At 61.2% G+C, this 13,005-nt stretch carries 12 protein-coding genes; 5 read left to right on the forward strand and 7 right to left on the reverse strand.

Going from position 1 to position 13,005, the window contains the following annotated elements; all coding sequences use genetic code 11:
• Positions 1-145 precede the first annotated feature (145 nt).
• From FW764_RS21365 to bioB, 7 genes are all read right to left on the reverse strand, one after another.
• Complete coding sequence (locus FW764_RS21365) at positions 146-1,951, reverse strand: phenylacyl-CoA dehydrogenase (protein WP_446435582.1); 1,806 nt, start codon at positions 1,949-1,951, stop codon at positions 146-148.
• Positions 1,952-2,229: 278 nt separating this feature from the next.
• A complete protein-coding gene (locus tag FW764_RS21370) occupies positions 2,230-2,511 on the reverse strand; it encodes a pyrroloquinoline quinone biosynthesis protein PqqE (protein WP_446435583.1) in 282 nt (93 codons plus the stop codon).
• 106 nt (positions 2,512-2,617) lie between these two features.
• Positions 2,618-3,298 (reverse strand): dethiobiotin synthase, encoded by a 681-nt coding sequence (bioD, locus tag FW764_RS21375; RefSeq protein WP_446435584.1) that lies wholly within the window; start codon positions 3,296-3,298, stop codon positions 2,618-2,620.
• Positions 3,295-4,107 (reverse strand): malonyl-ACP O-methyltransferase BioC, encoded by an 813-nt coding sequence (bioC, locus tag FW764_RS21380; RefSeq protein WP_446435585.1) that lies wholly within the window; start codon positions 4,105-4,107, stop codon positions 3,295-3,297. The genes bioD and bioC overlap by 4 nt, the downstream gene beginning before the upstream one ends.
• Positions 4,100-4,831 (reverse strand): alpha/beta fold hydrolase, encoded by a 732-nt coding sequence (locus tag FW764_RS21385; RefSeq protein ID WP_446435586.1) that lies wholly within the window; start codon positions 4,829-4,831, stop codon positions 4,100-4,102. Before FW764_RS21385 ends, bioC begins: the two co-directional genes overlap by 8 nt.
• Complete coding sequence (gene bioF / locus FW764_RS21390) at positions 4,824-6,005, reverse strand: 8-amino-7-oxononanoate synthase (RefSeq protein ID WP_446435587.1); 1,182 nt, start codon at positions 6,003-6,005, stop codon at positions 4,824-4,826. The genes FW764_RS21385 and bioF overlap by 8 nt, the downstream gene beginning before the upstream one ends.
• A 46-nt stretch (positions 6,006-6,051) precedes the next feature.
• A complete protein-coding gene (gene bioB / locus FW764_RS21395) occupies positions 6,052-7,107 on the reverse strand; it encodes a biotin synthase BioB (protein WP_424487481.1) in 1,056 nt (351 codons plus the stop codon).
• Between the two features lie 92 nt (positions 7,108-7,199).
• On the opposite strand from bioB, the gene FW764_RS21400 reads away from it, so the two are divergent.
• The 5 genes from FW764_RS21400 (at position 7,200) to rarD (ending at position 12,875) form a co-directional block, all read left to right on the forward strand.
• Positions 7,200-7,934 carry a ComF family protein gene (locus FW764_RS21400; RefSeq protein ID WP_446435588.1) on the forward strand — a complete coding sequence of 245 codons (735 nt, stop codon included), beginning with the start codon at positions 7,200-7,202 and terminating at the stop codon, positions 7,932-7,934.
• A gap of 57 nt (positions 7,935-7,991) precedes the next feature.
• Positions 7,992-8,756, forward strand: coding sequence for a TOBE domain-containing protein (locus tag FW764_RS21405; RefSeq protein ID WP_446435589.1), 765 nt, complete (start codon positions 7,992-7,994; stop codon positions 8,754-8,756).
• Between the two features lie 79 nt (positions 8,757-8,835).
• Complete coding sequence (locus FW764_RS21410) at positions 8,836-10,734, forward strand: PhoX family protein (RefSeq protein WP_446435590.1); 1,899 nt, start codon at positions 8,836-8,838, stop codon at positions 10,732-10,734.
• 178 nt (positions 10,735-10,912) lie between these two features.
• Positions 10,913-11,887 carry a serine/threonine protein kinase gene (locus FW764_RS21415; RefSeq protein WP_094949485.1) on the forward strand — a complete coding sequence of 325 codons (975 nt, stop codon included), beginning with the start codon at positions 10,913-10,915 and terminating at the stop codon, positions 11,885-11,887.
• 103 nt (positions 11,888-11,990) lie between these two features.
• Positions 11,991-12,875 carry an EamA family transporter RarD gene (rarD, locus tag FW764_RS21420; protein WP_446435591.1) on the forward strand — a complete coding sequence of 295 codons (885 nt, stop codon included), beginning with the start codon at positions 11,991-11,993 and terminating at the stop codon, positions 12,873-12,875.
• Positions 12,876-13,005: the final 130 nt, after the last annotated feature.

The raw sequence follows: 13,005 nt of genomic DNA on the forward strand, positions 1-13,005 counted from the left end.
GGCACGTAGATCAGCTTGATACTCATAAGATTACGACGCCGTGCTTGAGACGCGTGGGTGAAACGAGCCGTTGAAGGCTTTGAGGATGATAAAAAGCCGCCACCCTGTGAAGGAGTGGCGGCGCTGGAAGGGAACCCGGTAAGGCTTAGTAAGCCAGGCCAAAATCCTCTTCTTTCATGTCCATCAGGTTGTTGGCGCCCGACAACATGGTTGCAACGTGAGTGCGAGTACGCGGCAAAATACGCTGGAAGTAGAAGCGCGCAGTCTGCAACTTGGCGGTGTAGAACGCCTCTTCGGTGGTGCCGGCAGCCAGTTTCTCGGCAGCCAGGCGCGCCATGTCGGCCCAGAAGTAAGCCAGGCACGCGTAGCCGGAGTACATCAGGTAATCCACCGAAGCGGCGCCGACTTCTTCACGGTCTTTCATCGCGGCCATGCCGACCTTCATGGTCAACTCGCCCCACTCTTTGTTCAGTGCTGCCAGCGGTACGACGAACTCTTTAACCGCTTCGTTGCCTTCGTTGGCCTGACAGAACTTGTGCACGATCTTGGTGAAGCCCTTGAGCGCTTCGCCTTGAGTCATCAGCACTTTACGGCCGAGCAAGTCCAGCGCCTGGATGCCGGTGGTGCCTTCGTACAGCATCGAAATGCGGCTGTCGCGAACGTTCTGCTCCATGCCCCACTCAGCGATAAAGCCGTGGCCGCCGTAGATTTGCACACCGTGGTTGGCGGATTCAAAACCGACTTCGGTCATGAATGCCTTGGCGATGGGTGTCATGAAAGCCAGCAGGCCATCGGCCTGTTTCTTCGCCTCGTCGTCGGTGCCGTATTTGACGATATCCACTTGCTTGGCGGTGAAGTACACCATCGCACGGTTGCCTTCAGCAAAGGCTTTCATGGTCAACAGCATGCGGCGCACGTCGGGGTGCACGATGATCGGGTCAGCGGCTTTTTCTGGCGCTTTCGGGCCAGTCAGCGAGCGCATTTGCAGACGATCACGGGCGTATTTCAGGCCGCCCTGGAAGCCGATTTCGGCATGGGACAGGCCTTGCAGCGCGGTGCCCAGGCGAGCGGTGTTCATAAAGGTGAACATGCAGTTCAGACCTTTGTTCGCCGGACCGATCAGGAAACCAGTGGCCGCGTCGAAGTTCATCACGCAGGTGGCGTTGCCGTGGATGCCCATCTTGTGTTCCAGCGAGCCACAGGAAACGGCGTTGCGCTCGCCAATCGAGCCATCGGCTTGAGGCAGGAACTTCGGCACGATAAACAACGAGATGCCTTTGGTGCCGGCCGGTGCATCCGGCAGGCGGGCCAGTACGATGTGGACGATGTTGTCGGCCATGTCGTGTTCACCAGCCGAGATGAAGATCTTGGTGCCGGAGACTTTGTAGGAACCGTCAGCCTGAAGCTCGGCCTTGGTGCGCAGCATGCCCAGGTCGGTACCACAGTGTGGCTCGGTCAGGCACATGGTGCCGGTCCACTCGCCCGAAACCAGTTTGGTCAGGTAGGCGTTTTGCTGCTCGGGGGTACCGTGCTCGGAGATGGTGTTCATCGCACCGTGCGACAGGCCCGGGTACATGCCCCAAGACCAGTTGGCCGCGCCAACCATTTCGCTCACGGCCAAGCCCAGGGATTCCGGCAAGCCTTGACCACCATGCTCCACATCGTGGGCCAGGCTTGGCCAGCCGCCTTCGACGAACTGTTTGTAAGCTTCTTTGAAACCTGTAGGGGTCTTAACGCCTGACTCGCTCCAGGTGCAACCTTCGATGTCACCCACGCGGTTCAACGGTGCCAGCACTTGCTCACAGAACTTGGCGCCCTCTTCGAGAATGGCGTCAACCATGTCTGGAGTAGCGTCCTGGCAAGCCGGCAGGCTCTGATAGTGCGCTTCATAGCCGAGCAGTTCGTCACGAACGAAGCGAATATCACGCAAGGGGGCCTTGTAGTCAGGCATAGCGATAAACCTCTGCTGATGTATCTGGGATGAACAACCGCGTGGAATTGTTGTGGCGGTCAAACAGGTGTTTGAAACATACGTTTACGACCAGGGGTTGTCAAGCATCGTCCAGGCGCCATTTGTCATGACGCGGATCAATGGCGCGCACGGCAAGACCTGTGGCGAGATGCCACGCGGTTCAGGGTGTGTAAAATTTCAGATGGACGACGCAGAGCAAATGTGGGAGCGGGCTTGCTCGCCCCCACAGGAAAACCGGCGTACGGCAGAGAGGAGGATTAAGCGTAAGTGTCGATCAGGGTGCCAAGCATTTCATCCGAAGCCTTGACGACTTTGGCGCCCAGCTCCACTTGAAACTTGCCTTGGGCCATTTCGACCATGTTGCTCGCCGAGTTGGACGGCTGTGCGCGGTCGTTGGCTTGCAAACGGTCGCTCTGTGCGCCCGATGGCTGGGTCGTCGCGGCACTGGCAATGTTGCCAGCGGCTTGGTCGACACGGTTTTGCCCGGCCTGAATAGTACTCAGCCCCGAATAAAACGCGCTGCTTCCAGAGATTTCCATGGCGTAAACCTGCCTTTAGAGAATCGTGAACTTGAATTGAAGCAGAGATCCCGGCAAAACGCCCGTCAAAAACACTAATGGCATAATGCCTTGGCGATAGCCAAAATCAGTCAAGCAGGTCCAACGCCAAGAACTCGGCTACCGCCTCGGCGCTGGCGTGCTTGAGTTTCGGCACACGGCCCAAGCAAGGCGCGGGCAGCCTTTCAGCCAGGGTAGCGAGGTTCTCTTCCAGACGGGAGGTCTTGGGGTCGATGATATTTGCCACCCAGCCCGCCAAGGACAAACCGTCCCTTGCAATGGCTTCGGCAGTCAGCAAGGCATGGCTGATACAGCCCAGACGTACGCCCACCACCAGGATCACCGGCAGCTTGAGGGCCATGGCCAAGTCCGACAGGTTGTCCTGACCGGCCAACGGCACCCGCCAGCCACCCGCGCCTTCGATCAAGGTGAAATCGGCCTCCCGCGCCAGAATCTGCTGCATGGGTGTGAGCAGCGATTGCACCGTCAACGCCACGCCCGCTTCCCGCGCCGCCAAGTGCGGCGCAATGGCCGGCTCGAGCGCCACCGGGTTGACCTCGGCATAACTCAGCGGCAGCGAACACTCAGCCAGCAGTGCCAGGGCATCGCTATTGCGCAAACCTTTAGGCGTGACCTGGCAACCCGAGGCCAGCGGTTTTCCCGCAGCAGTGCTTTTGCCCGCCAGCCTTGCGGCATGCAGCAGGCCGGCAGCGATGGTGGTTTTGCCGACATCAGTGTCGGTACCGGTGATGAAGTAAGCGGCGCTCATAGAGATTTCTCCAGTACGGCGTACACCACTTGATAAGTGGCAGGCAGGCCCTGGGCCTGACGGAACTGCTCGTAAGCGTCCACCAGTGCAACAATCCGCGCGCGCCCCGTCAACCCTCCCGGGCGGCCCGGGTTGAGGTTATGCGCGCCCAATGCTTTGAGTTCGTGAGTCAAGCTGCGCACATCCGGGTAATGCAACACGTGGGGCTGGCGCTCCAGGCTGATCACACGTAAGCCGCTGGCGGCGCACAGCTGTTGATACGCCTCAAAGGTGCGGAAACGGTTGACGTGCACCAGGCCATCCGCGGCGCGCCAGCTTTCGCGAAGCTCATCCAGGGTGCCCACGCACAGGCTCGCGAACGCCAACACGCCGCCAGGTTGCAGCACGCGGTAAGCCTCGCTGAGCACCGCGTCGAAATTCGCGCACCATTGCACCGCCAGGCTGGAAAAGATCATCCCGCAACTATTGCCCTGCAACGGCAAGCGCTCGGCATCACCAGCGATGAAATGCTCGGCGCCACCTAATGGCCGCGCGTGGTTGAGCATGCCCTCGGCAATATCCAGTGCCACGCCCTGACTCACCGGCCAGCGCTCGCCCAACACCCGGCTGAAAAAACCCGTGCCACAGCCCAGGTCCAACCAGCGTTGCGGTGTGGTGGCAGCGGGCAGACGCACCAACAGTTGATTGCCCACTGTGCGCTGCAACTCGGCCACAGCGTCGTAACTGGCGGCGGCGCGAGAAAACGATGCGGCCACTTGGCGCTTGTCCGGCAAGGCGCCCGGCAGGGGTGGGTGGGATAAATCAGTCATCAACGCACTCATGCAAAAAAGCCTGGATGGCCCCCGCTACACCGTGAGGGTCTTCCAGAAGAAAAGCGTGACCAGCCTGTTCAATCAGGCCGACTTCTACATCGGGGAGCAGGGCCAGCAAGTCACTGGCGGCCTCGGCGGGCACCAGCCCATCCAGACCAGCGAACAGATGAAGCTGCGGCCCGCGATACGCCAACAAGGCTTCGCGGGTATCCAGTTGGGCAAGCAGTTCCAGGCCTGGCATCAATACGCTGGACGGTGTAGTCGGTGCGCCACTGACCAGCAAACGCGACAACCCTCTCGGGTCCTCGGCACCTTTGGCACACAGCAGGCCGAAGCGCTTGAGGGTGACTTGGGAATCGGCATGGCAACCGGCGAGAAACGCATCAAACGTCTCGGCTGGCATCGCGCTGGGCCAGCCGGCATGGGCCACAAAACACGGGTTGCTGGCTAACGTCAGAAGGCCGCAGCAACGCTCGCCGCGCCGCGCCGCCAACTCTGAGGCAAGCATACCGCCCAGGGACCAGCCGCCCAGCCAGGCATTGTCCGGCAGCGTGGCGTCGAGTTCGTCGAGCCATTCACCCAAGTCACCCGAACCCAGCGGCGGGAGCGGCTCAATCTGCACCTGCAGGTGTTCATCAAGACCACGCAGCGCCGCGGCCAAAGGCTCCAGCGGCGACACACCGAGACCCCAGCCGGGCAGCAATATCAGTCGATCACGCATGGTCGGGCTCCGTGGCACCTAACAAGCGAAAACACGCTTCCAACGCGTTTAACAATAGCTGCACCTGCGCCTCGCTGTGGGCCGCCGTCAAGGTCACGCGCAAACGCGCGCTGCCGGCAGGCACGGTGGGCGGGCGAATCGCAGTGACCATCAGGCCGCGCTCGCGCAGCATCTGCGACAGGCGCACGGCCTTGGCACTGTCGCCGATCATGATCGGCTGGATCGGCGTAAAGCTGTCCATCAACGCCAGGCCGAGCTGCTCAGCGCCTTGTCGAAACTGGCGGATCAGGCGATTGAGGTGCTCACGTCGCCAATGCTCGGTGCGCAACAGTTCCAGGCTCTTCAAGGTGGCACAGGCCAGCGCCGGCGGTTGGCTGGTGGTGTAGATGTACGGCCGGGCGAACTGGATCAGGCTTTCGATCAGATCTTCACTGCCCGCTACGAACGCACCGGCAGTGCCGAATGCTTTGCCCAGGGTACCGACCAGTACCGGCACCTGCTCCTGGCTCAAGCCGAAATGCTCGACGATACCGCCGCCGGTGGCACCCAACGGGCCGAAGCCATGGGCATCATCCACCATCAGCCAGGCGCCTTTGGCTCGGGTTTCACGGGCCAGCGCGGGCAGGTCAGCCAGATCACCGTCCATACTGAATACGCCGTCGGTGACCACCAACGTATTGCCGGTGGCTTTCTCCAAGCGCTTGGCCAGGCTGACAGCGTCGTTATGTAAGTAGCGATTGAAACGCGCACCGCAGAGCAAACCGGCATCCAGCAGCGAGGCATGATTGAGGCGGTCTTCCAGCACCGTATCACCCTGCCCCACCAACGCCGTGACCGCACCGAGGTTGGCCATATAGCCGGTGGTAAACAGCAGCGCACGCGGGCGGCCGGTCAGGTCAGCCAGGGCCTCTTCCAGTTCATGGTGCGGCGCGGAATGCCCGACCACCAAGTGCGACGCGCCACCGCCCACGCCCCAACGCGACGCGCCGGCACGCCAGGCTTCGATCACGTGCGGGTGATTGGCCAGGCCCAGGTAGTCGTTGTTGCAGAACGCGAGCAGCGGTTGGCCGTCCACCACCACTTGAGGGCCTTGCGGGCTCTGCAGCAAAGGGCGTTGGCGGTAAAGGTGTTCGGCACGGCGGGCAGCGAGACGCGCGGCGAGATCAAAAGACATGCAGGCCTCGGTAGATCAGGTTGAACTCTATCCAATGTGGTCGGCGTCAAACCACGGCGTTATAAAACTGCTCGCTGCTTTTCTGCTCCACCAACGCCTGCTCGATCGCCGCCTGATGCACTTCATCGGCGTGCTCTTCACGGGCTTCCGGCAAGATCCCCAGACGCGAGAACAGCTGCATGTCCTTATCTGCCTGCGGGTTGGCAGTGGTCAGCAATTTGTCGCCGTAGAAGATCGAGTTGGCGCCGGCAAAGAACGCCAAGGCCTGCATCTGCTCGTTCATCGCCTCACGGCCAGCGGACAGACGCACATGGGATTGCGGCATCAGGATGCGCGCCACGGCCAGCATGCGGATGAAATCAAACGGATCAATATCATCGGCGTTTTCCAACGGCGTGCCAGCCACCTTCACCAGCATGTTGATCGGCACCGACTCCGGATGCTCCGGCAAATTGGCCAGCTGGATCAGCAGGTTGGCGCGGTCGTCGAGGGATTCGCCCATGCCCAGGATACCGCCCGAACAGATCTTCATCCCGGAATCGCGCACGTAGGCCAGGGTTTGCAAGCGCTCGCCGTAGGTGCGGGTGGTGATGATCGAGCCGTAGAACTCAGGCGAGGTGTCGAGGTTGTGGTTGTAGTAATCAAGGCCGGCCTGGGCCAGGGCTTCGGTCTGGTCCTGATCGAGGCGGCCGAGGGTCATGCAGGTTTCCAGGCCCATGGCTTTCACGCCTTTGACCATTTCAAGCACGTACGGCATGTCTTTGGCCGATGGGTGTTTCCACGCCGCGCCCATGCAGAAACGGGTCGAACCGATAGCCTTGGCGCGGGCGGCCTCTTCGAGGACCTTCTGCACTTCCATCAGCTTTTCTTTTTCCAGGCCAGTGTTGTAGTGGCCCGACTGCGGACAATATTTGCAATCTTCCGGGCAGGCGCCGGTTTTGATCGACAGCAAGGTCGACACCTGCACCCGGTTGGCGTCGAAATGCGCGCGGTGCACGGTCTGCGCCTGGAACAACAGGTCATTGAAGGGCTGCACAAACAGCGCTTTGACTTCGGCTAAGGACCAATCGTGACGCAGGGTGGCAGTGGTGCTGGCGCTCATGGGCGATTCCTTGATTATGCTTGGGCTTTCGCTGCGGGAAGGGCAATACCCACAGTCACGACACGGATGCTCGGCATATTTAAGGAAGATTCATGCACTGTCAACCTGGATACAAACACGAGGTTTACATCTGGTTAAAAAACAACCAAATCTGTTTAGTTTGCGATGAAAGCACCGATTCGGCCGATTGTGTATGCAACGTCTGCGAAACTGAGCTGCCATGGCTAATGGAGCAGTGCGAGGTATGCGCCTTGCCGTTGCCGATGGACGGGTTGATCTGCGGCCAGTGTCAAAAACAACCGCCTGCGTTTAAACAGGTGATCGCGCCGTGGTCCTACAGCTTTCCGGTCGACACCCTGATCAGCCGCTTCAAGCACCAGTCACGCTGGCCATTCGGCCACATGCTCGCGCGCCTGCTGGGGCAGCACTTGCAACACCGCTTCGACAACGAACTCGCGCGCCCCGACTGCCTGCTGCCGGTGCCCATGGCACGTAAACGCCTGCGCGAGCGCGGCTTCAACCAAGCGTTGATGCTAGCCCGCTGGCTCAGTGAACGCCTGGATATCCCGTACGATGAACACCTGTTGTTACGCCCGCATGAAGCCGTCGCGCAACAAGCCCTCGACGCCAAGACCCGCAAACGCAATCTGCTGACCGCGTTTGCCCTGGCACCCGCCGCCCAGGTGCAAGACCGTCACTTGGCGTTGGTGGACGACGTCCTCACCACGGGCGCCACCGCCCACCGTCTGGCGCGGCTGTTGATGGATGCCGGTGCACGCCAAGTCGACGTGTACTGCCTGGCCCGCACGCCAAAACCCGGCACATGACTTGACTCCCGTGCGCCACGCCTGCAACGTCCGCTGACCTTATCGAAGCGTACCCACATGTCTCTGCCGACGTCTCTCAGCCAACACATCATCCGCCGCCCCCAGCGTATTGCCTTGCTGGCACACATTGAGGAGCAGGGTTCGATCACTCGCGCGGCCAAAAGCGCCGGTTTGAGTTACAAAGCCGCCTGGGACGCCATCGATGAGCTGAACAACTTGGCGCAAAAACCGCTGGTCGAGCGCAGTGTCGGCGGCAAAGGCGGCGGCGGCGCCAAGCTGACCGCCGAAGGCGAGCGCGTGCTGCGCCTGTATCAGCGCCTGCAAGTGTTACAGGCTGAGGTGCTCGGCTCGGACGAAGCGGCCCACGACTTCAACCTGCTGGGCCGCTTGATGTTGCGCACCAGCGCGCGCAACCAATTGCATGGCCAAGTCATCGGCATCGACAGCCATGGCCGCAATGACCTGATCCGCCTGCAGTTATCGGGCGGCTTGAGCCTGAGTGCACAGATCACCCACGACAGCACGCAGCGCCTGGAACTTGAAACCGGCGTGGAAGTGGTCGCGCTGATCAAGGCCGGTTGGCTGGAGCTACTCGGCAGCGAGCGGCCAGCAACATCTGGACACAATTGCATGAGCGGTGTGATCGAGACGATTATCGACGCCGATGACGGCCCCAGCGAGGTGCGTATCACGCTACCCAACAGCCAGGTTTTATGCGCCCTGTCGCAGCCTGCGGCGCTCAAGGCGCTGAATGCCGCCGAGGGCCAGCCAATCCAGGTGCAATTCGCCCCGAGCAATGTGCTGCTCGGCACGCCGGTGTAACGGGCGAGCTTCTTCAAACTGCAACAATTTGGTCACGAGCGCTCCTTAAGGTGTCTGCAAAAACCGCAGGGAGCCTGACATGAGCCTATTAGAAGAAAACCAAGCCACCGACCTGGAACAGATGGTCGGCCTCACCCGCCGTCGTTTTATCGGCGCCGGCGCTTTGTGCGGCGCCGCGATGTTCCTCGGCGGCAACCTCCTGACCCGTAGCGCTCTGGCCGTGAACGCCGCCAGCGCCAGCCCGCTGCTGGGGTTCACCAGCATCGCCGCCGCCACCCGCGACGCCATCACCTTGCCGCCGGGCTACAGCGCCTCGGTGCTGATCAGTTGGGGCCAACCGCTGCACAAAAATGCCCCGGCGTTCGACCCGTCCGGCAACGGCACGGCCAAGGCCCAGGAGCAGCAGTTCGGTGACAACAATGACGGCATGAGCCTGTTCGCCTTCCCCGGCGATGACAACCGCGCGCTGATGGCGATCAACAACGAATACACCAATTACCGCTACCTTTACGCCCACGGCGGCGCGCCGCAATCGGCCGAAGACGTGCACAAGGCACAGGCCAGCGAAGGCGTATCCGTGATCGAAGTACGGCGCCAGGGCGACACCTGGCAGTTCGTGCAGGACTCGCGCTACAACCGGCGCATCCACGGCAACTCGCCGATCCGCCTGAGCGGCCCGGCAGCCGGCCACGACTGGTTGAAAACCAGTGCCGACAAAACCGGTAAAAAAGTCCTCGGCACGTTCCAGAACTGTGCCAACGGCAAGACTCCTTGGGGCACTTACCTGACGTGCGAAGAGAATTTCACCGACTGCTTCGGCAGTAGCAATCCACAACAGGCCTTCGACGCAGGGCAAAAGCGCTACGGCGTGTCGGCGGCGAGCAAAGAGATCAACTGGCACCCGCACGACCCGCGTTTCGACATGGCCAAGAACCCCAACGAACTCAACCGCCATGGCTGGGTGGTGGAAATCGACCCGTTCGACCCGCAATCCACACCGGTCAAACGCACCGCCCTTGGGCGCTTCAAACACGAAAACGCCGCCTTGGCTGAAACCCGCGACGGCCGCGCCGTGGTGTACATGGGCGATGACGAGCGCGGCGAGTTCATCTACAAGTTCGTCAGCCGCGACACGATCAACCACAAGAACCCCAAGGCCAACAAAGACCTGCTCGACCACGGCACGTTGTATGTGGCGATCTTCGACGCGGGCGACGGCAACGCCGACCATCCCAAAGGCTCTGGCCAATGGGTCGAGCTGACGCATGGCAAAAACGGCATCGACGCCAGCACCGGCTTCGCCAGCCAGGCCGAAGTACTGATTCACGCGCGCCTGGCCGCCAGTGTGGTGAAAGCCACGCGCATGGATCGCCCGGAGTGGATCGTGGTCAGCCCTACGGATGGCCAGGTTTATTGCACCCTGACCAACAATGCCAAGCGCGGTGAAGACGGCCAGCCCGTGGGTGGGCCGAACCCGCGCGAGAAAAATGTCTATGGCCAGATCCTGCGCTGGAAGGCCAACGCTTCCGATCATGGCGCGTCGGACTTTACCTGGGACCTGTTTGTGGTGGCAGGTAATCCCGGTGTGCATGCCGGCACGCCGAAGGGCGGCTCGTCCAACATCAACCCGCAGAACATGTTCAACAGCCCAGACGGCCTGGGTTTCGACAAAGCTGGGCGCCTGTGGATTCTGACCGACGGTGACTACAGCAACGCGGGAGACTTCGCCGGCATGGGCAATAACCAGCTGCTATGTGCCGACCCGGCGACCGGGGAAATTCGACGTTTTATGGTCGGACCGGTGGCGTGTGAGGTGACCGGCATCAGCTTCTCGCCGGACCAGAAGACGCTGTTTGTAGGGATTCAACACCCGGGCGAAACCGGAGGCTCGACCTGGCCGGAGCATCTGCCCAATGGCAAACCGCGCTCCTCGGTGATAGCGATTCGGCGGGATGACGGCGCGATTGTAGGCGCCTGACAGGGCCTCATCGCGAGCAAGCCCGCACCCACAGTCGACCGCATTCCAAAGGTGAAACTCGGTCAATTGTGGGAGCGGGCTTGCCCGTGAAGGCGTCCGCACAGCCACCACCTATCTATGCGCGGGTGCGTTACCATACCGGGCCGGACGCGGCGCCCTGCTGCGCGCAGGAGTTCGCATGGCCCACCCGTTTGAAACACTCACTCCCGACCTGGTGCTCGACGCCGTCGAAAGCATCGGTTTTCTCAGCGACGCGCGCATTCTGGCGCTTAACAGCTACGAAAACCGCGTCTACCAGGTGGGCATCGAAGACTCCGAGCCGCTGATCGCCAAGTTTTACCGGCCGCAGCGCTGGACCAACGAAGCGATTCTCGAAGAGCACCGTTTCACCTTCGAACTGGCCGAATGCGAAGTGCCCGTGGTCGCGCCCATGATCCACAACGGCGAAAGCTTGTTCGAACACGCCGGTTTCCGCTTCACCCTGTTCCCCCGCCGTGGCGGCCGTGCGCCGGAGCCGGGTAATCTCGATCAGCTCTATCGCCTGGGGCAATTGCTCGGCCGTTTGCACGCGGTGGGTTCCACCCGCCCGTTCGAACACCGCGAAGCCTTGGGGGTGAAGAACTTCGGTCATGACTCCCTCACCACCTTGCTCGAAGGCAACTTCATTCCCAAGAGCCTGCTGCCGGCCTACGAGTCCGTGGCCCGCGACCTGCTCAAGCGCGTGGAAGAGGTGTACAAGGCCACACCGCACAAGAACATCCGTATGCACGGCGATTGCCACCCCGGCAACATGATGTGCCGAGACGAGATGTTCCATATCGTCGACTTGGATGACTGCCGCATGGGCCCGGCCGTGCAGGACTTGTGGATGATGCTCGCCGGCGACCGTCAGGAATGTCTGGGCCAGCTGTCGGAATTGATGGACGGCTACCAGGAATTCCACGACTTCGACCCACGCGAACTGGCGCTGATCGAGCCCCTGCGCGCCTTGCGCCTGATGCACTACAGCGCCTGGCTCGCCCGACGCTGGGATGACCCGGCGTTCCCGCACAGCTTCCCGTGGTTTGGCAGCGAGCGTTATTGGGGTGATCAAGTGTTGGCGTTGCGCGAGCAACTGTCGGCGCTGAATGAAGAACCGCTGAAACTGTTCTGACTCCCATGATCATTCCCGCGCTCTGCGTGGGAATGATCACCCATTGGTAGACAAAAATCCTTACAATTGCGCCTTTGTTAGCTGCCTAAGCAAGGATTCTGCAATGCAAGCCGCCAACCCCCGCAAAGGGTACATCCTGGGTCTGAGCGCCTATGTCATCTGGGGCCTGTTCCCGATTTACTTCAAAGCCATCGCCAGCGTTCCCGCCGCCGAAATCATCGTGCACCGCGTATTGTGGTCCGCACTGTTCGGCGGCTTGCTGTTGATGGTGTGGAAACACCCGGGCTGGTTCCGCGAACTGCGCGACAACCCAAAGCGCCTGGCAATTCTGGCGCTCAGTGGCTCATTGATTGCGGCTAACTGGCTGACCTATGTGTGGTCGGTGAACAGCGGGCGCATGCTCGAAGCCAGCCTGGGTTACTACATCAATCCGCTGGTGAACGTGCTGCTGGGTATGTTGATCCTCGGCGAACGCTTGCGCCGCTTGCAGTGGATGGCCGTTGGGCTGGCGGCGGTCGGCGTGGCCCAACAGGTGTGGCAAGTCGGCAGCTTGCCGTGGGTGTCGCTGGTGCTGGCGCTGACGTTCGGCTTCTACGGTTTGATCCGCAAGCAGGCACCGGTCAAGGCGCTGCCGGGGCTGGTGGTGGAAACCTGGATGCTAGTGCCGATTGCTGTCGCTTGGCTGTTGTTCAACCCGACAGCGCACAGTGCGCAGCTTGAATTCTGGAGCACGTCCGAAGCCTGGTGGCTGGTGGCCGCAGGCCCAGTGACATTGATCCCGCTGGTGTGCTTCAACGCTGCAGCACGGCATTTGCCCTACACCGCTCTGGGCTTTTTGCAGTACGTGGCACCAACCCTGGTGCTGCTGGAAGCGATATTGCTGTTCGGTGAGCATCTGGCAACAAGCACGCTGATCGCCTTCGCGTTTATCTGGGCGGGCCTCGTGGTCTACAGCCTGGACGCCTGGCTGACCTTGCGCAAACGCTGATCAAATAACGCACAAAGCTCTGCAAGCCACAACCCGCCTGGCTTGCAGATATCCACCCCACGGTTATCCACAGCCTGATCCCCGCCATCTGTGCACAAGCCGTTGAAACTGTTCGTTTTTTGATCAGATT

The organism is Pseudomonas sp. 1152_12, from assembly GCF_052850675.1.

What these genes read in the sequence shown, in the direction of transcription:
- FW764_RS21365 (WP_446435582.1), bottom strand. Translation starts at nt 1,951, where the DNA reads ATGCCTGACTACAAGGCCCCCTTGCGTGATATTCGCTTCGTTCGTGAC.
- FW764_RS21370 (WP_446435583.1), bottom strand. Translation starts at nt 2,511, where the DNA reads ATGGAAATCTCTGGAAGCAGCGCGTTTTATTCGGGGCTGAGTACTATT.
- bioD (WP_446435584.1), bottom strand. Translation starts at nt 3,298, where the DNA reads ATGAGCGCCGCTTACTTCATCACCGGTACCGACACTGATGTCGGCAAA.
- bioC (WP_446435585.1), bottom strand. Translation starts at nt 4,107, where the DNA reads ATGACTGATTTATCCCACCCACCCCTGCCGGGCGCCTTGCCGGACAAG.
- FW764_RS21385 (WP_446435586.1), bottom strand. Translation starts at nt 4,831, where the DNA reads ATGCGTGATCGACTGATATTGCTGCCCGGCTGGGGTCTCGGTGTGTCG.
- bioF (WP_446435587.1), bottom strand. Translation starts at nt 6,005, where the DNA reads ATGTCTTTTGATCTCGCCGCGCGTCTCGCTGCCCGCCGTGCCGAACAC.
- bioB (WP_424487481.1), bottom strand. Translation starts at nt 7,107, where the DNA reads ATGAGCGCCAGCACCACTGCCACCCTGCGTCACGATTGGTCCTTAGCC.
- FW764_RS21400 (WP_446435588.1), top strand. Translation starts at nt 7,200, where the DNA reads ATGCACTGTCAACCTGGATACAAACACGAGGTTTACATCTGGTTAAAA.
- FW764_RS21405 (WP_446435589.1), top strand. Translation starts at nt 7,992, where the DNA reads ATGTCTCTGCCGACGTCTCTCAGCCAACACATCATCCGCCGCCCCCAG.
- FW764_RS21410 (WP_446435590.1), top strand. Translation starts at nt 8,836, where the DNA reads ATGAGCCTATTAGAAGAAAACCAAGCCACCGACCTGGAACAGATGGTC.
- FW764_RS21415 (WP_094949485.1), top strand. Translation starts at nt 10,913, where the DNA reads ATGGCCCACCCGTTTGAAACACTCACTCCCGACCTGGTGCTCGACGCC.
- rarD (WP_446435591.1), top strand. Translation starts at nt 11,991, where the DNA reads ATGCAAGCCGCCAACCCCCGCAAAGGGTACATCCTGGGTCTGAGCGCC.